This is a genomic window from Acidithiobacillus sp. 'AMD consortium' (genome assembly GCF_008926505.1).
In the GTDB taxonomy this organism is placed as follows: domain Bacteria; phylum Pseudomonadota; class Gammaproteobacteria; order Acidithiobacillales; family Acidithiobacillaceae; genus Acidithiobacillus; species Acidithiobacillus ferridurans.
On sequence record NZ_CP044411.1, the window covers coordinates 896,333 to 918,872 of the forward strand.

Consider the following 22,540-nt stretch of genomic DNA (forward strand, 5'->3'; position numbering starts at 1 on the left):
ATGACGCCAAGAGCGAACGCCTTGCTGACTGATGCGGGAGAGCTTTTTTTTTCTTATGCCCGTCCTGCCGATGACGCGTTGTCGTCACTATCCAGGCAGGAAGGTTTGCTGGGAATCATCACATTCCAAACCGGTTTTTTTGGAGAAGGGGATGGTGCCAAGCCCGAGGGAATATTGCAGATACCGTTATCCGGCCGGGGAGATGATCGATGTGAAATATGGAAGACCACGCAACCGGTGCATGCCGGGACGTTTGGTGATATTACCTACCGCTGCAGCCGCGACTTTTTGTTTGGCAGCATCGCCCTGGCCGTAGCCGACCTTCCAGCCGGCAATCATGGCCTGATTCACCTCCCTTTACAGAACGCGGCCGAACTCGCGTATCAGCAGATATTCAGCCTGCTGGATCGCCACGGGTACCCGGGCCTGCTGCGTATTTGGAATTTTGTGCCGGACATCAATGGTGTTAGCCATGGTCTTGAACACTATCGCCAATTCAATATAGGTCGCCAGGATGCGTTCCTTGCCCACAGTCGCCTCCCGTCGAGGCAAAACATCCCCGCAGCCAGCGCACTGGGCTCCGTAGATGGACCGCTGGTCGTATACTTTCTTGCGGCACGGCGTAACTCGGTAGCCGTTGAAAATCCCAGACAGATCAGCGCCTACCATTACCCGCAAGAATACGGGCCAAGCAGCCCGACCTTTTCCCGTGCCGGCTGGGTTGATCTAGGGCAACAAAAAATTCTCTTTATTTCCGGAACGGCCAGCATCATCGGGCATCAAACCCGGCATGAGGGGGATGTCGCGGCGCAAACACGCGAAAGCATGGCGAATATCGCCGCCGTCGTCGCAGAGACAAATCGCGTCGCGGCTGGACCCCCATATGACCTCAACGACCTTTCCTACAAGGTTTATTTGCGGCGGTTCACGGATCTGCCGATCATTCGGGCCGAACTGGATCGTCTTGTTACACCAAAGGCTCCGGTATTTTATCTTCAGGCCGATATCTGCCGAGCAGATCTTCTGGTAGAAATTGAGGCAACCGCAGGTGTACTCCATGGCGGTATGGCATGAGTCAAGCCCAGGGATCGGGCATTCCTGCTATGTTACGTACGCTGCGGGAATATCTCGCCTTCTATTGCGGATTGGGACTGTTGGCGAGCGCCAGTCTCCTGTGGTCCGTGCTGGCCCTGCCATTGAGCCTCGTACTGCCCAGGAAATGGAAAAAACGAACGGGACGACTGGTTATTACCACGGGGTTCAGAATGTACCTGCGGGCCTTGTCCATTATGGGGGCCTGCCGTTTTGACCTGAAGGCGCTGGATACGCTCCAGGGCGAATCGCCCATGATCATCGCGCCCAATCACCCTTCGCTGCTGGATGCGCTGATGGTGATTTCCCGCATGCCCAACCTGGCGTGCATCATGAAGGCAGAGTTGGTGGATAACGTATTTTTTGGCGCAGGCGCCCGTTTGGCTGGTTATATCCGCAATGATTCGTTACGCGGCATGATCTACCTTGCCGTGGAAGACCTACGCAGCGGCAGTCATTTGCTGCTCTTCCCGGAAGGCACCCGGAGCAACCGTCTCCCCATCGGAACCGTACGCGGTAGCATTGCCCTGATTGCCAAGGAGGCGGGGGTGCCCGTCCAAACCGTTTTGATCGAAACCGACTCGGCGTTCCTAGCCAAGGGCTGGCCTTTTTTCCGCAAACCGGCCATGCCTATTCACTATCGAATACATCTCGGCCAACGCTTTGACCCGCCGACCGATGTGCGCGGCTTTACCGCGGAGTTGGAAAGCTACTTCCAATCGGCATTGGTGGATGCCAAATTGCCGCACCTTCCCGCAACAACGGATGTCCATTCTTCATGAGCGAGGCGTCGGCTACTCATCTATTGCTGATCCCTAGCTATAATCCCGGTCCAAGAGTATATGAAACCGTGGCATTGGCGCGGCGGCAATGGAATCCCGTATGGGTAGTGGTGGATGGCAGCACCGACGGAACGGCTGCGGGGCTGGAGGCGCTGGCTGCCAAAGACAGCGGGTTACACATTTTTCAATGCACCAGCAATCAGGGTAAGGGCGCGGCCGTGCTTTTCGGTCTGGATCAGGCCGCCTCGCAGGGTTACACCCATGTGCTGACGATGGATTCCGACGGGCAGCACCCCATGGATGCCATTCGCTCGTTTATGGCAGCATCCCGGCAAAATCCGGACGCGATGATCCTCGGCGTCCCGGTCTTCGATGCCAGCGCCCCGGTCCTACGGGTAAAAGGCCGCAGGGTGTCCAACTGGTGGGCCAACCTGGAGACGCTGGGAGGGGGCATTGGTGATTCCCTGTTTGGTTTTCGCGTCTATCCCATCGCGCCGTTGCGGCAACTGATGCACGCACAACGCTGGATGCGACGCTTCGATTTCGATCCGGAGGCGGCGGTGCGTATGTCCTGGCGTGGTGTCAGAATTATCAACATGCCAGCAACGGTCCGCTATTTCCGCGCCGATGAGGGGGGAGTATCCCATTTCCGCTATCTGCGGGACAACGTGTTGCTTACCTGGATGCACACTCGCCTGTTCTTCGGTTTTCTGGTTCGTTTGCCCGTATTGTTGTTGCGTTACTGGTCTGGGCGGTAATCTGTGGTCAAACGGTTTTGCGATCGCTCGGGCATGGGAGCGGGGGCGGTCAGTTGTACCCCGGCCCGGGGTAACCATGCACGGAGAAAAGGTGTCGTGATGATGGTGCTGAAGATGGCCATGATCACCAGCATGGTGAAAACCTGCTGAGATATGGCACCCAGATCGTATCCTACATTGATGACGATCAACTCCATTAATGCGCGGGTATTCATCATGATGCCCATAACCTTGGCCTGGTGGTGGTTCAAGCCGGCGATCCGTGCCGCCCCATACGCACCGCCGAACTTGCCCACCGTCGCAAGAAGTAAGATCAGTCCGCACCAACCCCAGAGTGACGCGCTATCCAATCCGCCAATATTGGTACGCAGGCCCGTATAAGTGAAAAAAATCGGGAGAAAGAAGACCAGCACAAAGGGGGAGACCCGCTCATTCCACGCCTCCACGAATTCATTCGCGTCATGGAGGATGACACCCATGATGAAGCCGCCAAAGATCGTAAAAATGCCCAACGAAGAGGTGATCAATCCGGAAACGAATATGCTGATCAGGATGATACCCAATAAATGTGGGGTGAGTTTTCCTCCCGCGCTGAAACGACGGATCACCCATTTCATCAGCGGCCGAATGCCAAATATCCAGATGATGATGAAAGCGAATACTAAAAAAACCTTGATGGCGAAGGCAATCGCCTCAAAATGGGACAGCGCCAGAGTCGTCACCAGCGCGAGCAACAACCAGCCGACGACGTCGTTGATCGCCGCAGCACTGATGGCGATGACTCCGAGTCGGGATCTGGTCATGCCGAATTCCATCATGATACGGCCGAGGATAGGTACGGCTGTAATGGAAAACGCGGTAGCGATAAATAGTGCCGATGCCCACGGTTCGGCTTGGGGAGAGAGTAGGGGCGCGCTGACCATGGCGAACCCCAGACCAAGAACGAAGGGTACCAGCATACTGGCTGCGGCCACCCATAACACCGCATTCCGGTTTGCTTTTTCTTCCAGGTGGGAAAAATCGAATTCCAGACCGATCTGAAACATCAACAGGATAAGACCCAGTTGGGAAAGGGCATCCAGGGGGCCAGCGGGGATCGAATGAAAAATGTAGTGGAAGGTGCCCGGCATCAGCAGGCCGAACAGCGACGGACCCAGCACGATTCCGGCGATGATTTCGCCAACCACCGCCGCCTGGCCGATCCTGGTGGCGATTTCTCCACCCATGCGCGCGGCGAGTATGATGATGCTGAGTTGCAGCAATGTGAAAAAGATCAGCAGTTCGGATTTCTGCGCGGGCAGATCAAAAACATGACTAAGCGTGCTCATGGAAAGCTCCAGGGTTCATGCCATGGCGCCATTGATGGAAATGATCTGTCCACTGATGTAGGCCGCTTGTTCCGAGGCAAGAAACCCAACCAGATCGGCCACTTCCTCGGGGCGCCCGGCACGCTTCATCGGCACCATTTGCGCGATGGCGTCAATAGGGAAGGCATTCGCGCTCATTTCAGTCGCGATGATGCCAGGCGCCACGGCGTTGACCGTAATCCCGCGGCTGGCGACCTCCAGCGCCAGGGATCTGGTGGCCGCATGCAGCGCACCTTTGGCCGCCGAATAGTTGACCTGGCCGCGATTGCCCGTTAGTGCGGCCACCGAGGTGATATTGATGATGCGCCCCCAACGCGTGCGGATCATGGGCATGAGTACGGCCTGCGTTACATGGAAGAAACCATTCAGTGATACGTCTATCACGCCCTGCCACTGCCGCGCGCTGAGGGCCGGGAAGACCGCATCGTCATGAATGCCGGCATTGTTGACCAGGACCTGGATGGGCCCGGCTTCGAGTTCATCCCGCAAGGCGGCAGCGGTGGCCTGTGCATCGGTGACGTCGAAAGCCAATACCGCCGCATCGCCACCCGCAGCGATGATGGAATCTGCGAGAGCCTGGGCTTTCTCTGGGTTGCGATGGGTATGGATAATGACCTGGAGACCATCTGCGGCGAGTTTTTTGCAGATGGCAGCACCAATGCCGCCGCTACCCCCAGTGACCAGGGCCCGCTTAGGCATGCGGCTCCCCCCGGATCTCCGCAAGGGCGACAGGGGTATACATCGCTGCAGACGAATTGGTGTCTAATAAAAGTGCTGCGCGGCCATCCAGCAGTACGCGGCCCTGGCCTAGAACAGCGAAGCGGTATAATAGATTGTGCTGGCCGGCCAGCTTTTCTGCCGTAATCGTGAGGTCGCCGTCGATATCATCAAGGCGCGATACGCGCAGGACAACATCGCGCACGCTGATGAGATAGCCTACCTTAGCTGCGTCCCCCCTTTCCGTTGCGGGACACAATAATGCGCCATGTACGGCCATGGCCTGTGCCGCATATTCAATACCGCAGGCGGCACCGAGCCGCCCGTGGGCGCGTAGCGGCAATGTTTCCCATCGGTGGCTGGTGGCCGTGCAGGTAATGGTGCTTTCATCCCATCGCTCTACAGCATCGAGCAAATGCATGCTTCCCTGGTGCGGTATTTGTCCGGCAATCCACTGGCGGTCTAGCTGCATGGTGCTACATCCACTGCCAAATGCGGAGGATTCACGTAATCCAAGACGATGCGCCTGGCCTCGCTTCTCGCTATGGCCTGAAGCAGAGGGAGGCAGCGTGCGGCAGGAATGGATTGGCGCAAGGCTTCCAGGGCGATGTCATCCATGGCTTGCACTGCAGAGTCCGTAAATAAGTCATCTCCGCAAAAACGGAGTTGCGCGATCGTTTTCCCGGGATGAGGGGTAGCCGTCAGTAACAGCGCCACGGCAAAAGTATCCGGAACGGGGCGGGCGTCGTACAGAGGTTGGGGATAGTCGCTATCGCAGGCGATCAATAAGACGGGACGCTGCTCGCTCACCAGCAGCGTCATCGCTTCCAATAACCCGGCGGAGAAGCTCCCATCATAGGCGCTGACCACGGAGGAGGGCGTCATGGCGCCTGCCGCAATGCCCCAATACCCGGAAATGGCGTTGTGTACGGAATTATGAAACTGAGTGGGAGAAATCATGGTATCTCCTGACGCCAGTGCCGAACAGATGGCGTGGCAGATGCGGCCATCCCCTCCCGAGGAGGCAAATACCGATGCCGGATCTGCGGGGTGAACACCGGCCATGGCGCAGGCTTCAAGGCCCACCTGAAGGGCCGCCATGACTCCCGGACTGGCACGGCGCCGCTCCGCGGGTGGCAACGACGCAGGCGGCGATAATACGGTTTTCTGCTGTTGGTAGGGTGCTTGCCCGGCAAGTATGGCTAAGCCTTGCGGCCAGTTGGTGACGCCAGGGCCGAGCAGCCCCACACCTTCAAGGTATGCATTTAGCAAAGTCATGGCCTCGATTCGCTAGGTGGAACGGCCAAAGACCAGACTGCAGTTGCTGCCACCAAAGCCGAAGGAATTGCTTAATATATGGGAAACCCTTTGCCGTTGGTTTGACATGAGATATTGAATGCCAGTCGTGGTATCTCTCTGGCCGGCTTCCGGACCTGCCGGCATCAGGTCATGTTGGATGGCGATGGCACAAATGACGGCCTCCAGCGCTCCGGCGGCACCCAAGGTGTGGCCGGTAGCACCTTTGGTAGAGCTGCACGGTGTTGTGGCACCGAAGACTCCGACTACTGCTTTGGCCTCGGACGAATCATTGTTGAGAGTGGCGGTGCCGTGCAGATTGATATAGTCAATACTTGCAGGGCTCAACCCGGCCGAGGACAGCGCCTGCTCCATGGCTATACGCGCTCCCAGTCCCTCGGGATGGGGCGATGACATATGATAGGCATCGCTGGATTCACCCACACCCAACAAAAGCACCGCATCGCCGTCGGGACTGTCCGGCATGCGCTCTAGCAGCAGATAGGCGGCGGCCTCACCGAGGGAGATACCCTTACGATCGTCGCTGAACGGTCGACAGGGGCCGTCGGCCAGCAGCCCCAGCGAATGAAAACCGTAGAGGGTGGTAGCGCATAAGGAATCTACCCCACCGACCACAGCGGCATCAATCAGCCCGGCGTCCAGCATACGTTTTGCCGAAGCGAGGGCCTTGGCGCTGGAGGAGCAGGCGGAAGACACCGACATGGCGGGACCTTCGAGCCGCAATTTGCGGCGGATGAAGTCGCTTAGAGAGTATGGACTATGGGTTGCGGCATAGACAAAATCCGCTGGCAGGCATCCACTAACGGGGTCGCGGCGCCGAAACGCCCACTCGGTCTGCAGAATGCCCGCGGTGCTGGTCCCCAGAAAAACGCCGATCCGCTTCCGGCCCCATCTGCTGGCGGCAGCATCCACTGCCTCGGCAAATCCGTCCTGGCGCAGGGCTAACTGCGCCAACCTATTGTTACGACAGTTGAAATCTTGCAGACCCGGTTCCATTTCCTCATCGTCAACCGCATCCACTTCGCCGACCCAGGTGTTGATGTCGATTCCCTGGAAGGCGCACTGCTTCAGCCCGCTTTGGCGATCAAGCAGTGCAGCAAAGGTTTGGTCCAGACCGCGTCCGATACAGCTTGTCGCGGTGAAACGTGATACGAGCACCGGTGGCATGTGTCTTATAAATCATAATAATAGATGATATGAACATTGTGATTGGGCGACCGATGAATGTCAAACCGAGCTCAACGGCTGCCTATAGGGATGGTAGGGAGGCACAGCAGCGCGGATGGATGGGCTGCCTCGCTTGGGGGCAGTATCCACCGATTGTGAACCAAGTAGCAATCTGGGGTAGAATTATAAATAAAAGTGGAACCGAGCGGGCACCTCTGTCCTCCTGCCGGAGGCGCTGGATCGTATCGCCCGGGGCGTATCGTTACCTGGTGCGCTGTTAAACATAACGCAATGGAGACTATCAAATATGTACAGCCTTACTCCCCAGGAACTGGAATTAAGTGCTTTAATAATAGCGGCACTGAATCTTCCCGTGGATCCGCAGGACATTGATCCTGAAGCGCCATTATATGGTGGAGCATTGGGGCTTGATTCCATTGATATTCTGGAGATATCCATGGTCATAGGAAAAAAATACGGATTAATGATATCAAGCGACAACGACAACAAGGTGGAAATATTTAGTTGTTTGCGCAACCTCTGCACTTATGTGCAGGCGCATAGGTCCAACTAGAAAATCCTTTCCGCGCCCGCCGTAAGCGGGGAGCATCTGGCGTTTGGTCCGGAGCGCTTTGGGAAGCTAGGGATCAAACGGTCGTGTGTTGGGAAAAACTGGCAGAGAATAACAACGCTAGAACGACACCGGGTGCAACGGTGGCACCGATGGCCTGTAGTACAGGAACCCCGGAAAAAGCGAGCGGCCCAAATCCCATGACGGTGGCAATATTGGCGATGACCAGGGAGGCCAGCGTACGCGGGGCGATCTCCCCATGGACCTGCCTGTCACCTTGATCAAAAAAGAGTGCATAGTTTGATCCGACAGCGACGATCAGCATAAGCCCAATCAGGTTCATAATATTTAGCTCATATCCAAGCAAGACAAGCCCGGCGGCCACCGTCAGGACGGCTGCAATTAAAGGTAGCAGTATCCTCGTGACCCGCATCGGGGAGCGCAATACGAGCAATAATAGTAAGGCAATGGAAACGACTCCCGCCAATGATAGCTTAATCCCATTTATCAGATAACTTTTATACAATTGATTCGATGCGCCGGACAAGTCGACGAGCATGGCACCTGTGATATGGTGCCGGGCAAGGCTGGCACGCACGCGCTGCGCGTCCACTATGCCCGAAGCGGGTGCTTTGAGTGGTAGAATGGCGTCCCACCCGTGGCCGTGGCGGATAAGCATGCTGTTTACCACCATCCCGATACTGGTGCCGCGCAGGTCGGCAAGGGTTAGGGGCGTGAGTGTGCGCTGCACCTCGGATTCCTTGATGAACGGCGTGAACAGCGAAGCTTTTACTGGTAGACCAAGCAGGGCTTTACGCAAACGCCTTTCCAGCACGTCTTTTGGTGGGATCGCCGCTTGCCGCTCCTGTTGCAATGTGACGCTCGGCAGGTACCGGGCGGGACTCTCATAGCCGGCAATGACGTGATTTTCTACCAACCCCTGTAGCGCATTGCCGGTCTTTTCGGCCACAGCCAGCGTAGCGTTGACGGTGGGTGCAGAAACGACGACCAGATAACCGCCCTCGGATACGCCCAGGTCAGCGCGCATTTGCGTATAGAGTCGTTGCGCTGCCGCCGGGACGGGGCTCAGCGCAGACAGGTTGTAGTTCCAAATCTTGTCGCGATGGCTGACGAGGACAGCGCTCGCCGCGATCAGTAGCAACACGACGCCAGACCGCAGGGTGAAAAGGGTTCGTGTCAAGCGCAGCAGATGTTCGCCAATACTGCTTAAATCCCGTGATTTAAAATTGCCGGGTAGCAGAGTTGGTAGTACCAGCCGGGTAACAATTGCCGCAGTGAGAAGCCCGGCAATTGCGTAAAGGCCGAGTTGTGCCAGTCCCGGTAAATTTGAAAACAGCAGACTGGCAAATCCGATGATCGAGGTAAGTACCCCTAATCTGATGGTCGGCCAGTACTTGCGTATCCATTCGTCATTTCCTGTTGCAGATTGTCCGGACTGCACAAAAAAATAAATGGAATAATCTACCGCTTCGCCAATTAACGCCGTTCCAAAACCCAGAGTGATATCGTAGACAACAGAGAAACCAAGCGCTACTGCGGAAATTCCGACGATTATTCCGGAAAATACTGGTAAGAGACCCAGAATAAGCACTATTCCGGAGCGGTATACGAGCAATAGCAGTATAATTATAAGCGTTATACTGATGGTGGACATCCACTCGGCTGCATGGACGATGGCGTCGCGAGAGGCTACCGAAATCACCCCGACGCCGGTCATCATCAAGGTGGTGTTCGCGGCTACGGACCCCGCTTCCGACTTCGCGACGGCGAATGCCGTCTGTATGTCGTTGATTGCTGCCTGCTGGGCATTCATAGCGGAACCGGAAGCTCGGGTTTGTGCCAATATCAAGACACTTTTGCCGGAACGCGAGGACCACACTCCGTCGCGGGTCACTGGTCTCACCCCGCTTCCCATGGACCGGATCATCTGCACAGTGGCCCCGGTAGGATCACTAGGGAGCAACGACTGAACCATCTCTCCGCCTGGAGTGGCCAACATGTCAATGGAATCGGCAATGGCATTGTGTAGTCCGGCAACTGTAAAAAGTGTCGGGTTGACGGTGGGGCTCAACAAGTAACGATGAGAAAAAATATAATGAAATATTTTGGTATCACCATTGCTGCTGCCGTTGTTGAGGGACAAAAAGGCGGTGTTACCCTGAAGCTTCCGGACCATCTCATTGGAGAGCTTGGCGCGTATGGCAGCATCACCGCCATCAATGCGGATCATGATTTGGCGTGATAGGATGCCCTGACGTAATTGTTCGTTCAGGACCGCTTGCTGCGTGGTGGGCGACCGAGGCAGAAATTCCGAAAGATTTGCTGTGAATTTGGTGGTGCTGATCAATAAGCCACCGGCAAGCAAAATAGCCAGCCATGTTGCAATGATGAAAACGCGGTTTTTCCTCACGGCGAAGGTGACTTGGTGATGGTGATCAGGGAACGATCGCGATTCGTTTTCAATGTTTCGATGCTGGTTACCGAATTGTTGCTACCGTTGACCTGAATATATTGAACCAGATCCGCCAACTTTTTTTGTCTGGGCAGCATCGTCAGAGTCCAGTTTCCCTCGCTGCCGCTCAAAGAAAGACGAAAGAATTGCTTCAGCATCTGCTGGTTCCCGGTCAACGTGCCACGTATGCTATCGATAAATGCCAATAATTCCGGATGATCCTGCAGATGGATATCCTGGTGGTCGATGGTGAGCACGTCGCCTTGTATGAGCATAAGCTCATTTTTTGGCTTGAGGGTGTGCATCTCCAAGCTGTCCGGGGCTATGAAACGTAGCCTACCAGATGATTCTATGGGTTTCTCCAGCATGGTCAGGAATTTTTTCTCGACGAATGTGGCGCGGCCGGGTTTGGTATGTGCCAAGGACTGCATCAGATGATCGATATTCCATTCCGATGCCTGAGCTGCAGCCGTCGTCAGCATCGTACTTAGGCCCAGGAGCATCAGCAGGGTCACCGCCCCGAAATGGAAGGAGGTCCGGCCAGAAGCTGCCGCGAGTGGGGGTGTACTGCGTAACGTCTCCTGGTCCTTGAGAACGCCCTTTCCCAGGTGCGCCACGAGTATTCCTAGCCGGGTGTCCGGCAGTTGCCGGAGCACTTTAGATATGGCCATCAGACTGCTCCCTAATCTTATTGCCAGAAGTCAAAAAAATTAAACCAGTTATAAGGTGCCATATGACAGTACTTCTCCAACAGGCTGACGTACTTTTCCATCGCGCGATGCACGACTGCTTCCCGTTCGTCTCGTTCGACCTCAGTGAAATCAGCCAATTGTTCAAGAAAAATTTCATATTTCCCCGGTCCGGTATGCAGCCCGACCATAAAGAAAATCGGTCTGCGCAAGATCACCGCCATCCGGAAGGGCCCGCTGGGCCAAAGGGCGGGCTTGCCCAGGAAGGTGATGGACTGCACCTTCTCCTTACCAAAAGAGCGATCACCCAGCAGACCAACCAATGCGCCGTTTTCCAGTTCTTCTTGAACGCGGATCATCGAATCCATACGGCCAGGGGGTATGATATTTTGTTCGGCCATCGGATTGATGGCTGAAAGCATCGCATTTAAACGCTGGGCGTTTTGCTCATACATCACCATGACCACGCGGGGACCAGGAGGGTGCCGCTGGCCAACCCCCCTTAGCACCTCAAAACTGCCGAGATGTGCCCCAAGAAGCAATACCCCTTGTCCGGCGGCAACGGCCGTGTCGATAGCCTCTAGCTGATGTACATGTATGTCAAAGAGATCGAAACGATTGTTGAGCAAATCAACGCGATCATGGATCGTTGCAGAGAATGTTAGAAAATGGCGATATATTTGCCAGATATGTGCGGGTCGGCCGAGCACCCGCGTGAGGTACGCTCGAGATGATCGCCTGGCCGTTGGCGCAAACAAGAGAAAGTATCCGGCGATCAGATGCAATATGACGCGGGCCTGGCGGCGGCCCAGCTTCATGGAAATCCAGGTGATTACCCGTAACATGGCCGTGCTTCCGCGCTCCGGATACTGTGCCCAGGATGGCTGGTTCGGGGGTATGGACGCCTGGTCTGTGGGGAGCATCAGCAGGTTGAGGTCTTTGCGGCAGGAGATAGATCACCAGCGGCTATCCTGCGGTTGTTCGCGCGGATCTCAAAGGCGATGGACGCATCTGCTCCCGTATCGAAACATAGTGTCAGCACCTCCCCGGGAGATGCAGGGCTGTAAAATTTGGCCATGGTAATATGGCCCCCTGTCATCATCGCTTGCCCAGTCGTAGACTCCACCGTATGAATGACCTCGTCAATAAGCATTACGCCGGGAACGATGGGATGCCCCGGGAAATGACCAGCAAAGACCGGATGTTGCGCGGGGATGCTGAATAAAACTTCATGGTGTGCCAGGATTGTTCTCCTCTTTATGATGGAGCGCAGTGACCAGCAACTGAAGCGCTTCGTGCGGTAATTTTCCGGTATTGTTACGCGGTAGCGCATCTACAATCTGTAGTGGCCGGGGAAGAAATGCCGGATCGATGCGCTCACGCAGCCTGGCGTAAATCGAATGAGCATCTACTCCCGGTGCCACAACAAATGCAATCAAGCGCTTTACGCTGCCCGCAGCGCCGTCGTCGGGCATAAAAAATACACCATCTTGCACCTCTGGGATGGAATTAAGCTGATGGTTTAGATAAGCCAGAGAGCTGCGTTTGCCCGCTATATTGACAAGGTCAGCGGTTCGACCATGAAGAAGAAAACGCTCATCGTTAATAATCTCCAGTCTGTCGCTGAGTTCCGTTGCTTGTTCCACATGCCCACCGCTTGCCCACACGCGCCCAAGTTGCGACGTCAAGCGCAGTTCTGGCAATAACGACCATTCATCGGTTTCCGCACTGCGCCGGGTGGCAATCTGGCCCGTTTCAGTGGATCCGTAGATTTCCTGCAGAGGGGCATCGAAGCGGGTTTCCGCCTCTCTGGCCAGGTCTTGAGTCAATGGAGCCGTAGCGGAAATCAGCAAGTCGGCAGGTGGCAAAGGAGAATCCATACCCAATAAAGCGCGGAGGTGAATTGGTGTGCTCACCAGTAATCGTGGTCGTGGCAGCAATGAAAGTTCAGCGCAAATATCCGCAGGGTAAAAATATTGCGGCGCACTGAGCGCACCTCCGCATTGTAAAACGATCAGTATGGTTGATTCGAAGCCGTACATATGTTGTGGTGGAACGGTACCAAGCACCGCATGTGTACGGCCATCAAGTAAGCCCAGACGCTGGGCTTCGGCGCGGACGCTTCCTACCAGTGCGCCCCAGGTTTTCAGATGGGGAACCGGGCTTCCGGTGGATCCGGAAGTGAATACATAACTTACCGGTAGGGTTTCCGGAAGGAGGGGGATCGGCAGATTGTGATTTGCCGCCGATACGGGCGGGTCTTCAGGTAAGGAAAGTTGAGGTAGATCTATATCGTTATCACCATCGCTGAGGCAAAACACATCCGGAGCGAAGCGGACCATCTGACGGATGGTTTCGTCTGTATATGTAGACGGCAACAGGCTTATTTTGTTGGCAGTCATGGCCGCAGCAAGACCTACCATGAAGCGGTAACGGTCACGGCAAACGTTAAGAACATGTTTCCCCGGAAGAAGTATGGCACGAAGCTGTGCTACGTCCGCTAAGAATTGATGTACGGTAATTGCTTCGCCATGACGAAATGCTACGACATCGCTCGCGGATTGATGGGTCATCAAGGGGAGGCGGTTCATGGCCGGAGGTTGCCCATTGACTGAATATTACCGTAGTGGACTGGGTTTGTTATTGCGCGATTGCTGTTTGCTCATCGCGCTCTTGCTGGAATAATGGAAATAGGCACGAAGTCCTTCCACCATTCCGGAACGCTCCCCTGCAGGGATGGTGCAACAGCGAACGATGTACTCAACCAACAACATGGATACCACCAGCGTCAGGGAAATGGTATTAGTCAATATGAATAATAATTGATGTGGCGAAAATATAAAAATAATCGGGGGCAGGGCTGTCATCGTGGCGAAGAGAAATGTCCAGGCCATGGTCACATGTCGAGTATAGCGCGCCACCTGTTCACTCAGGGGTCCATGAACCAGGTCGGCAATTCGCGATATCATGGGGGTGCGCCCGGGAAGCAAAGTGACACCGAATACCATAGCGAATAGTGCGAAAATGCCACTCCTTTGAATCAGGTACGTCCAGTTTAAGTAGTGCACAAGAATGGTTTGGTAATGCCACAATGCCATACATCCAGCAATGACAGAGATGAGGCCGATAACTCTGTAACGCATGCGCCACGATATAAATAAAAAAACAATAATGACGGGTGCGAAGGTGGACACCACTACCAATCCACCCGGGTGGGCCGAAGAGATCCCCCGGTAAGTGAGTATTTGGTAGCCGACAAAAACAAATAAGGAGAGCGCTACGCTCCCGTACTTTGCCAACCTGCTGGTTGTCAAATTCCGACAAAATAGTTTAACGGTTTGGTTGCGCAGAGGTTTCACCTATCTTGATTTCTCGATCGTAAAAATAAATGTCCGCTACCAGAATCTACCGTTATTGGTTTTTTGAATTTGGTTGTTGGCTGCTCAATGGATGTATCCCCAGGGAAATGGATGAAGCGCAACCCGGAGCCGGATCTATCTTGAAGCTGTTATTTTTGACTCTGTGTACTTCCTGTAACGGATGGCTTACCCCCCTTGGCTGCTTCCCAAAATCCGATGGCTCCTGCCTTCACCGCGTGACCGATATCAACCGCCTCATGGGCGATGCCAAGCCCCACCGCCTTTCCCGCCTGGCCGATCTTGTGGACGGTTGAACCAACTGTCTGGCCCGCCTGCTCAGCTCCTTGTTTGAGACCTGTATTTTCTGCATATGCTGTGTCCGGCGCCAGGAGCGAAACCAGAAATACGCAGGCGTACGCCGGAATCACTGCGTTTACCATCTTTGCCTTGAGGCTGTTGTCCGTCACCTTGTGTCCATGCATCGCATGCACCTCCTTACCACCCCCGTAATCCTACCCTAGAATTAGAGTCGCTTCCAACCGAAGTGGTTCAGAAACTTACCAGCTTAACGGCCAGCTATTCACAGGAAATTACGAATACCTCCAAAATCACTCCTTCTGGGCTGCCAACGCATGGCGTTTCAAATCCGCAAGCGCCTGGTCATTGATCACCCGCGGCACCTTGTTCTGATCGCCCAGTCTGCCGCGGGTGCGCAGCCAATTCGCAAAGGTCCCAGGGTCGACGAGGATGATCCGTGGGGCATCCAGTTGCACATCGTTTCGCCGATGTTCCCGGTAGTCGGCATTCCGTCCCCATGCTGAAATCGGTGACCTGCATTTTCAGGTTCCATGCCGCTTCAGCGACCGCTCCCTCGATTTCCTCGCCGATCAGATGTTCGTCAAAGGCGGACATCATGTTGGAAAGACGCCCGGTGATCAGGAGGCGGGGCGAAGGCCATCCCGCCGTGAGCGGGTTTTATGGGGGTTTCCCGGGAACCGTCCGCGGGGAATCAGGCCAAGCGGAAGGCCTTGCCCAGAAAGGAAGTCCCCCCAGCCAATGAGCCGCACCCAGGCGGTGCATATCACCCCAGACCGCATAACGCCCCGCCCGTCTTGCCGTTTTACGCAACACCTGGCGGAAAAGCCTTGCCCGCCGCGTCGGCGACAACGCCTCCAGATCAGGGATCAGGTATTTCGTGAGGAAACCCCACTGACCGAGCAGGGCGCTCGCCTGCCGCCGTTCGTCGGTGTATAGGGCAGGGACGAGATAATACAGCAGGATCTCGAAGGTGGCCGCGGCAGCGGAATCCGGCCGGTAGTCATCGTCCCAGGTGTCGAGGCGTCCGGATGATCCCCATCCAGTGGGTGCGCGGGTCCGCGGGATCGCGCAGTTGGTCGTGATAGCTCGTCTCCTCCCGCGCCGGGATGGCCGTAGCGAGAATCTGGAGGATGTCCCCCGGCTACCGGCGCAGAGCAGATTTTGCCCGGGAACGCCGAATTCGGTGAAACTCGCGCGGAATTCTCCGTAATGGCGGGCGCGGGCCGCCGCCAAAAGGGCGCTGATTTCGTCGCTGGGATGATGCCCTACCGCAGGAGAGGGAATTAGACGAGCCAATTCACGTCGGCCCCCATGAGGCGGCGATGGTGAGCACGTCCGCCACCGTCCAGGATTCATGCCGCAGCCCGTTTGGGTCTGCTATCGGCCATTTCATTATCCTTGGTATTCATGGGTAAGATTGTAAGCGAAATGCCACTTGACCCAGATCGCCGAATAGCTCAATAATCGACCTATTTGCGAGATCTTCAGTCCTATTGGCTGCTAGGAAACTGCTGGGATTTCGTAGCACCAGCAGGAGTGGTGACCCCGCTAACCGTAGGGAATCGGCAACGGAACTGCCCGCTGCGGCATTTGGTTCCACGATTCAACCAGACAGCTTCCGCCATTGATTGAGGAACCCATGGCATTTTTATCCAAGAATTTTTTTGTGTGCAGCATTCTGGCGGCTTTTTTCGGAGTTTCTTTGTCTGCCATGGCGGATGAGCCCAATATTGCTCCTGCGGTGATCTCGCTGGATAAGTTCGCTAAAAAACCCGAATGGTCGGGGACCGTCGGATTGGGTTTCAGCAGCAGTACCGGCACCAGTCAGGCGCTGAACCTCAATACCGATGATACCTTGCTTTGGCATCGTGGACCCTGGTTGAATCAAAGCCTGTTACTATACAACTATGCGACATCTCAGGGTACAGTCAATGCGGATCGCCTGGATGTCAGTAATCAAACCCGTTACGATATTGCCATTCAGCAATATCTATTTGGCCATTTGAGTTATCATCGCAATCACTTTGACGGCTACTATTTTCGTGCGGACGAAACTGTAGGTTATGGCCATTATTTTAATCTGAGCCGAGCTTCATTGCTGACCTTGGAAGCCGGTGTCGGTGCGCGGCAATCTCATCCGATTGGCGGTGACTATTCCACCCGTCCTATTGCTCGTCTTTATGGAAAGTACCTCTGGAAATTTTCTCCACATGCGCATTTGTCGGAAGCAATAGCGGCTATCCTCGCGAATAATGGGGCCAACACCTACAACTCAATTCTTTCTGTGGTAAGTCCATTATATGGTGCATTCAACTTGCATCTTGCCTTTATCGCCACCTATAATACGAAAGTTCAGTACGGTTATCAGCCATTGAATACATTAACTACGATCAATCTGGATTACGACTTTTAGATCATCACGCGGGAAAAGTGGTATGTAAATTCCATGATTGAAAAGAGCTTCCGCTTCCCGGACGCGGTTGGCGACGCGGATCAGACCAGCGCCCACAACTTATATGGAAATCAGCCTTCTTTAGCCTTTTTAAGGACGGTGATAACTACTCCGCCAACAATAATCTTCACAAAGAGAATCAATATCAACAAATATATAATGTATTTAAAAGCGATATCTATCCCAAAAAATTTAAATGAAAAGTATACGAGTATTCCGACTGCTGGCGTGATGCTAAAAAATAAAAAATACTTTATTGCCTTTATCATGGATTTTGACATTTTCAAGTTTCCCCCAATTATCTGCTGAGTGACAACGCTCATATGGTCATTGGTGGCACTCATTTAACGACCGCAACAAAACTTCTAATGTCTATCATCTGGGTGACCTGATTGCTCCAAAAAAATCGGGCGACAGCCAGGATCACCTCGTACCTGATGTAGGATGGCAGCTGAAACGTGAGTGACCAATCCAATAAACCCATGCTCCGTCTTTCGTTATTCGTCTCATCTATGTTTGGCTTGCATATCCAATAATGGATCGCACCCGCTCGTCATCGTATATTTTGCTCTCTACCTTGCAATACACTGCATTCTCATCCGGAAAAATCGCCACTTCCACCACTCCAGGCAATTGCAGAAGTTGCCGGGTGAGTTGACTGTTGTCCTGGCTATCGGCAGGAAGAGGAAATATCCTGGTGGCGACATAGCGTGGCTGCTGCATCGTGAGTGCCACTATCAACCAGACCAAATAGATGGCCGCTACGGCCCAAAAGACATCACTGTAGTTGTGTTGACCGGGCAGATAAAGTAATCCTCCCAACAAACCGCCACTAAATGCCCCTAGAAACTCCGCCGTGGTATATACGCCAGTGGCCGTTCCCTTGGCGCCAGGATGGCAGAACTTGGCCACCAGAGAAGGTAAGCTTGCCTCCAGCACGTTGAAACCCACAAAAAACAGAAACAGCGCGATGGCAATGGACCAGATGCTGTGATTGGAGAGCGCCATCCAGACGACAGCAGCCAACAGAATCGCGATCGCCAGCACAAAGACTTCTCGGAGGCGATGCTTGGCCTCACCGACGATGATAAAGGGGATCATTGCCACGAAAGAAAGCAGCATGACGGGGAGGTACAACATCCACTGATCCGCCTCAGAGAGGAGCGGATGCTGCGGATCAATAAGTACCAAGGGTAGCACTACGAAGAGCGCCGTTAGCCCTGTATGGAGTGAAAATATACCAAAGTCCAAACGGAGCAGGTTGGGATTCCTCAGTACGTCCTTCAGCGCCGCAGGATTCATTTCGGCATCGCGATGAAAGCGTGCTGGGACCGCCGGGATCACCTTGTAGAGCACGCCGATGGCGAGGATGGACAGCGCCGCCGTCAACCAAAAGATCCCTTGCACCCCGATCCATTGTGCTAACGGCGCGGATAACACCAGCGACACGCTAAAGCTGATGCCAATGGTAATGCCAATAGTGGCCATAGCCTTGGTCCAGCGTTCTTCGCGCACCAGATCCGCGGTGAGCGCGATAATGGCGGCGGCCACGGCACCTGCACCTTGTATGATTCGCCCTACCAGCAACCATTCGATGCTGGTGGCCTGTGCGGCGATAACGCTGCCAATGGCAAAAATGAGGAGCCCCACCGCAATGACGGGTTTCCTGCCCCACTTATCTGACAGTCTGCCGAAGGGGATTTGAAAAATGGCCTGAGTCAGACCGTAAGCACCCAGAGCAATGCCAATGAGTACTGGATGGCGCATTGCCCCATGCAATCCGTGGGCATAGACGGAAAACACCGGTAATACCAGAAACAACCCGAGCAGGCGTAAACCAAATATTCCGGCCAAGGCAATAATGGATCGGCGTTCGCGTCCGTCCAGGGCGTTTTGTGAGGTAGTCATACTCATCCTTATCTAGGGTTATTTAGGCCATTATTAATAAATTATCGGTTACTTATTGATTGAATTTAAAACATTATCATGGTTCCCATCCCAATCTATGGACAAGATATGAGGTTGTTGGTTCCATTGTCATCTCAATGCGGTAATTTATTTCACCAAATGAAGCTTGGATGTATGGGATGTGCGGATTATTTGTCATCCATTTTCTCTTCGACGATATAATGGTTCTCAGGAACGGGAAGCCCCTCGCGATGCAATGGCAGGGTATAAATGCTGTCCTGCAAAAACACACGGCGTACGGCAAAAGCAGTCAGGGCCGTCACCATGGCCGGCAGCAGAACATGGTAGTTTCCAGTTAACTCCACCACCATCACGGGCGCACTGAGCAAAGCCCCGGTGGTGGCCGCCACCATGCCGGCCATTCCACACAGGGCGAACAAGGCCGCCAGATGCGGAACACCGATAACAGGTTCCAGAAGCATTCCTAAACAACTGCCAAGTGCGGCCCCCATAAACAGGGAAGGCGAGAAAATCCCCCCGGAACCACCGGTACCGATCGTCAAACTGGTAGCCACCGCCTTCAGGACCAGCAAAATCAGCAGAAGCAGTGGCCATTGAATCTGCTGGACCAGCACATCGGATATCCCCGCATAACTGCCGCCGATCAAATAGTAATGACCCGTAAGACGATCGGTCAGATAAATCAGAATACCGACCAGCAGCATGCCGGACATGTGCCGTGTGTAAGGATTTTGCAGTAGTTGCCGACTATAGGCGTCAACACCATCCATCAGCCGGATAAAACCGATACTCATCAGCGCCATGAAGCTGCCCAGCACGGCGAAGGTCGGCAACATGAGGCTGCCATTCCAATGGCTGATGTCGGCGTGGGCAAAGAGATGACCGTTCCCGAACACCTCCTGTGTCACCCAACTGGCAGAGGCTGTTGCCACGAGTGTGGATAGAACGGTCCAGGGCCGCCAGTCGGGCACGATCACTTCCATAGCCAGAAACCATCCACCCAGAGGTGCATTGAAGACGGCAGCGATACCGGCACCGACACCACAACCCAACAAATGGATGCGCCGGTGATCCGGCACCCGAAAAAGATGCCCTACCATGGCACCGATAGCGGCACCGAACTGCATGGCCGGGCCCTCGCGGCCAGCAGAACCGCCCGTGCCAATGGTGATGGCTGTCGCCACCGGCCGCATGATCGCAATCACCGGCCGCATCTGGCCCCGATCGGCATGCACCGCACGTAGTACCTGGCTGACACCGGCACCCTGTGCTTCCGGTGCGAAGTTGCGCACCAGCACCGTTACCAGCAGGGCGCCGACCACCGGCACAAGAATAATCCATGCGCCCCACGGGGAGACGGGAGTATGTTCCCGTGCGTTTTGCACGATACCGTAACTGCCTAAAATCGCTGCATTATGAATGCCCGCAATTAAATAATGGAAAAGTACGGCACCCAGCCCGGCCAATAAACCCACTCCGGCGCCCAGCAAAATCAAACCAGGACCTTCGTGATGCGGCCCAAAACTGCGATGAAACCATGCGGAAGGTTTCAATCAACACGCTCCATCATTGCGCCGCATGAGGGCGTAGCAAGCGCATGGGCAGGGAGGTGTAGGCCAGCACATCCTCAATCGTCACAATAGCGATAACATCTTCGTGATGTAGCGGGGGATCGATCCGGCAGAGTAGCGCACATTCCTGATGGGTGGCACGGAATCTGGCGACCAAGTCATATATTTGGCAATCCACAGGAACACTAAACCAATCCTCGCTGGCAAAATTCTCTATGGGGGTGGAGGTTTGTCGGTGTCGCAGCAGCTCACGCACGCGCGGGGCGGTCAGTACCGCACGGGGTTGTGTCCCTTCGAGGACCAGGATATGTGGTATTTCACGGCCGCGATGGAGCAGTACCGCGATATCTGCCAGCGTTCGGTTACCTTTTACCCGGATCAGCGGAGTCTCCATAAACTCTCCGGCCGGACGCATCAGGTAGAGGTTGCTGTGCCGCGCCTCAGGGATAAAATGACCGCGGCGGATCAGTTTGCGCGTGTAAATCGTCTCCCTGGTGATCAATCGACGGACTCCAAAGGCCAGAGAGGCAACGATAATCAAGGGGATGATAATGTGGTAGTCGCTGGTCATTTCAAAAATCATCACGGCACCAGTGACGGCGGCACCGGTAGATGCGGCGACCATCCCGGCCATCCCCAAGGCGGCCGCGATGGTCATGCTGATCCCGATTCCCGGCAGTAAATGATTGGCGATGACGGCATATAGCCCGCCCAGGACTGCCCCGACATACAGTGAGGGAGAGAATACACCACCCGACCCTCCGGAACCCAGTGTAACGGAAAAAGTCAGGATCTTCAGTAAAAGCAGGAGCAGGAGAAAACCGGGCTGTGTAATGACGCCGTCGAGAATATCCTGAACCGTCGCATAACCCACGCCTTCAACGTAGTAATGACCGGTAAAGGTGATCATGAAATAAATGACCAGGCCTACGCCCAGCATGCCCGCGGCGTGTCGTGCGTAGGGATTTTTGATCCAGCGCTCGAAGCGAGCCTCCGTCCAATATAGACTGCTTGTAAACAGCAAACCGGCCCCGCCCGCCAAAAGACCGAGCAGAACATAGGCGGCATAGGCACCGGCGCTTTGGTGCATGGTCCGGTTGATGATGTGCTGAGAGATGATAAACGACGGATAATCACCCAGAAACAGGCGTGATACGAAGGCGGCGGTGCCTGTGGCGATCATGACCGGAACAAGGGTTCGCGCACTGACTTCCACCAGCATGAGCTCGATCGCAAACAATATGCCGCCCACCGGTGTGTTGAACGTCGCGGCAATACCGGCGCCCGCTCCCGCCGCAATCAGCCCCAGTCTCTGCCATTCTTGCAACCGCAGCCACTGGGCCAGGCTGGAGCCGAAGGCGGCTCCAATCTGAATAATCGGCCCCTCCCGTCCTACCGATCCGCCACTGCCGATACTGATGGAAGACGCGAGCGCCTTCACCAGAACCACCACGGGCCGAATAACGCCGCTCCCATAATAAATGGCATCCATAACTTCGGGTACGCCGTGCCCTTTGGCTTCTGGCGCAAAAGTCCGGACGAGCCAGACCACCACCAGTCCGCCGAGAACAGGGACCAGCACTACCCCTAAACCCCAGAAGCTGGCTGCGGAATGCTGCAAGTCATCAAAGCTTGAGGAAATCTGACCGAAGAAGAAGGCATTATGCATCAGACCGATCAGGCGCCGGAAAGCGACCGCACCCAAGCCCGCGACAATCCCCACAAAGAACGCCAGCACCAGATGAAAGGCCGGGTTCGTCCGAAACACCCCCTGCCATCCCTGGACGTTGCGTTCCATAACGAGGGTATCCATGTTGGCAGGCAGGGAAGCATCGTTGACCATCACTACACTCCGGGGACTCTTTTTTTGAAACTATGCTATTCTTGTTGCCAAAGCAAATCGAGTTAATCGAAAACAATATCGGAGGACCCGATGAAGATAGATGCCGAGCAGTTGCTCACCCTCCTCGCGGTTGCA

Annotated in this window: 23 protein-coding genes; 6 read left to right on the forward strand and 17 right to left on the reverse strand. The window is 54.8% G+C overall.

Features of this window, described 5'->3' with window-relative positions:
* Genes F6A13_RS04735 through F6A13_RS04745 form a run of 3 tightly spaced genes read left to right on the forward strand, consistent with a single transcriptional unit; the run spans nucleotide 1 to nucleotide 2,632 of the window.
* Nucleotides 1-1,074 (forward strand): hypothetical protein, encoded by a 1,074-nt coding sequence (locus F6A13_RS04735; protein ID WP_113526993.1) that lies wholly within the window; start codon nucleotides 1-3, stop codon nucleotides 1,072-1,074.
* Nucleotides 1,071-1,874: a lysophospholipid acyltransferase family protein gene (locus tag F6A13_RS04740; protein ID WP_113526992.1), complete on the forward strand. Its 804-nt coding sequence runs from the start codon at nucleotides 1,071-1,073 to the stop codon at nucleotides 1,872-1,874. Before F6A13_RS04735 ends, F6A13_RS04740 begins: the two co-directional genes overlap by 4 nt.
* Complete coding sequence (locus F6A13_RS04745) at nucleotides 1,871-2,632, forward strand: glycosyltransferase family 2 protein (protein ID WP_126605139.1); 762 nt, start codon at nucleotides 1,871-1,873, stop codon at nucleotides 2,630-2,632. Before F6A13_RS04740 ends, F6A13_RS04745 begins: the two co-directional genes overlap by 4 nt.
* Here the strand turns inward: F6A13_RS04745 and F6A13_RS04750 are convergent.
* Genes F6A13_RS04750 through F6A13_RS04770 form a run of 5 tightly spaced genes read right to left on the reverse strand, consistent with a single transcriptional unit; the run spans nucleotide 2,614 to nucleotide 7,200 of the window.
* The gene (locus F6A13_RS04750; protein ID WP_113526990.1) at nucleotides 2,614-3,960 is read right to left on the reverse strand and encodes a cation:proton antiporter; all 1,347 of its coding nucleotides are present in this window, start codon (nucleotides 3,958-3,960) and stop codon (nucleotides 2,614-2,616) included. The genes F6A13_RS04745 and F6A13_RS04750 overlap by 19 nt on opposite strands.
* Nucleotides 3,961-3,975: 15 nt before the next feature.
* Nucleotides 3,976-4,698 (reverse strand): 3-oxoacyl-ACP reductase FabG, encoded by a 723-nt coding sequence (gene fabG, locus F6A13_RS04755; RefSeq protein WP_113526989.1) that lies wholly within the window; start codon nucleotides 4,696-4,698, stop codon nucleotides 3,976-3,978.
* The gene (locus F6A13_RS04760; protein ID WP_113526988.1) at nucleotides 4,691-5,188 is read right to left on the reverse strand and encodes a 3-hydroxylacyl-ACP dehydratase; all 498 of its coding nucleotides are present in this window, start codon (nucleotides 5,186-5,188) and stop codon (nucleotides 4,691-4,693) included. Before F6A13_RS04760 ends, fabG begins: the two co-directional genes overlap by 8 nt.
* On the reverse strand, nucleotides 5,179-5,994 hold the full coding sequence (locus F6A13_RS04765) for a beta-ketoacyl synthase chain length factor (protein WP_126605140.1): 816 nt from the start codon (nucleotides 5,992-5,994) through the stop codon (nucleotides 5,179-5,181). The genes F6A13_RS04760 and F6A13_RS04765 overlap by 10 nt, the downstream gene beginning before the upstream one ends.
* A 12-nt stretch (nucleotides 5,995-6,006) precedes the next feature.
* Nucleotides 6,007-7,200, reverse strand: coding sequence for a beta-ketoacyl-[acyl-carrier-protein] synthase family protein (locus tag F6A13_RS04770; protein ID WP_126605141.1), 1,194 nt, complete (start codon nucleotides 7,198-7,200; stop codon nucleotides 6,007-6,009).
* Between the two features lie 307 nt (nucleotides 7,201-7,507).
* On the opposite strand from F6A13_RS04770, the gene F6A13_RS04775 reads away from it, so the two are divergent.
* Nucleotides 7,508-7,774, forward strand: a complete 267-nt coding sequence (locus F6A13_RS04775) for a phosphopantetheine-binding protein (protein ID WP_113526985.1) — start codon at nucleotides 7,508-7,510, stop codon at nucleotides 7,772-7,774.
* A 73-nt stretch (nucleotides 7,775-7,847) separates the two neighbouring features.
* Here F6A13_RS04775 and F6A13_RS04780 read toward each other — a convergent pair whose 3' ends face one another.
* From F6A13_RS04780 to F6A13_RS04820, 9 genes are all read right to left on the reverse strand, one after another.
* Entirely contained in the window at nucleotides 7,848-10,202 is a 2,355-nt protein-coding gene (locus F6A13_RS04780; protein ID WP_113526984.1) for an MMPL family transporter, read from the reverse strand.
* Nucleotides 10,199-10,915 (reverse strand): LolA-related protein, encoded by a 717-nt coding sequence (locus tag F6A13_RS04785; protein ID WP_225981959.1) that lies wholly within the window; start codon nucleotides 10,913-10,915, stop codon nucleotides 10,199-10,201. Before F6A13_RS04785 ends, F6A13_RS04780 begins: the two co-directional genes overlap by 4 nt.
* Nucleotides 10,916-10,932: 17 nt before the next feature.
* Complete coding sequence (locus tag F6A13_RS04790; RefSeq protein ID WP_225981960.1) at nucleotides 10,933-11,778, reverse strand: acyl-CoA synthetase; 846 nt, start codon at nucleotides 11,776-11,778, stop codon at nucleotides 10,933-10,935.
* Between the two features lie 77 nt (nucleotides 11,779-11,855).
* Nucleotides 11,856-12,266 (reverse strand): 3-hydroxyacyl-ACP dehydratase FabZ family protein, encoded by a 411-nt coding sequence (locus F6A13_RS15960; RefSeq protein ID WP_113526982.1) that lies wholly within the window; start codon nucleotides 12,264-12,266, stop codon nucleotides 11,856-11,858.
* Complete coding sequence (locus tag F6A13_RS04800; protein ID WP_126605142.1) at nucleotides 12,163-13,524, reverse strand: AMP-binding protein; 1,362 nt, start codon at nucleotides 13,522-13,524, stop codon at nucleotides 12,163-12,165. Before F6A13_RS04800 ends, F6A13_RS15960 begins: the two co-directional genes overlap by 104 nt.
* Nucleotides 13,525-13,551: 27 nt before the next feature.
* Entirely contained in the window at nucleotides 13,552-14,127 is a 576-nt protein-coding gene (locus F6A13_RS04805) for a hypothetical protein (RefSeq protein ID WP_225981961.1), read from the reverse strand.
* Between the two features lie 314 nt (nucleotides 14,128-14,441).
* Nucleotides 14,442-14,774: a hypothetical protein gene (locus F6A13_RS04810; RefSeq protein WP_126605144.1), complete on the reverse strand. Its 333-nt coding sequence runs from the start codon at nucleotides 14,772-14,774 to the stop codon at nucleotides 14,442-14,444.
* Between the two features lie 126 nt (nucleotides 14,775-14,900).
* Nucleotides 14,901-15,065: a GH3 auxin-responsive promoter family protein gene (locus F6A13_RS15565; RefSeq protein WP_232027517.1), complete on the reverse strand. Its 165-nt coding sequence runs from the start codon at nucleotides 15,063-15,065 to the stop codon at nucleotides 14,901-14,903.
* Nucleotides 15,066-15,267: 202 nt separating this feature from the next.
* A complete protein-coding gene (locus F6A13_RS04820) occupies nucleotides 15,268-15,906 on the reverse strand; it encodes a penicillin acylase family protein (protein WP_225981962.1) in 639 nt (212 codons plus the stop codon).
* Between the two features lie 343 nt (nucleotides 15,907-16,249).
* Here F6A13_RS04820 and F6A13_RS04825 point away from each other — a divergent pair, with 343 nt between their 5' ends.
* Nucleotides 16,250-17,023 carry a YdiY family protein gene (locus tag F6A13_RS04825; protein WP_113526978.1) on the forward strand — a complete coding sequence of 258 codons (774 nt, stop codon included), beginning with the start codon at nucleotides 16,250-16,252 and terminating at the stop codon, nucleotides 17,021-17,023.
* Nucleotides 17,024-17,056: 33 nt separating this feature from the next.
* Nucleotides 17,057-17,371, forward strand: a complete 315-nt coding sequence (locus tag F6A13_RS15330) for a hypothetical protein (RefSeq protein WP_172959365.1) — start codon at nucleotides 17,057-17,059, stop codon at nucleotides 17,369-17,371.
* A gap of 201 nt (nucleotides 17,372-17,572) precedes the next feature.
* On the opposite strand, the gene F6A13_RS04835 is transcribed toward F6A13_RS15330, so the two are convergent.
* The 3 genes from F6A13_RS04835 to F6A13_RS04845 all read right to left on the reverse strand — a co-directional run bounded on the left by F6A13_RS04835 (nucleotide 17,573) and on the right by F6A13_RS04845 (nucleotide 22,405).
* On the reverse strand, nucleotides 17,573-18,970 hold the full coding sequence (locus F6A13_RS04835; protein WP_126605145.1) for an MFS transporter: 1,398 nt from the start codon (nucleotides 18,968-18,970) through the stop codon (nucleotides 17,573-17,575).
* Nucleotides 18,971-19,158: 188 nt separating this feature from the next.
* The gene (locus F6A13_RS04840) at nucleotides 19,159-20,544 is read right to left on the reverse strand and encodes a chloride channel protein (RefSeq protein WP_126605146.1); all 1,386 of its coding nucleotides are present in this window, start codon (nucleotides 20,542-20,544) and stop codon (nucleotides 19,159-19,161) included.
* 13 nt (nucleotides 20,545-20,557) lie between these two features.
* Nucleotides 20,558-22,405, reverse strand: a complete 1,848-nt coding sequence (locus F6A13_RS04845; RefSeq protein ID WP_113526975.1) for a chloride channel protein — start codon at nucleotides 22,403-22,405, stop codon at nucleotides 20,558-20,560.
* Between the last annotated feature and the right edge of the window lie 135 nt (nucleotides 22,406-22,540).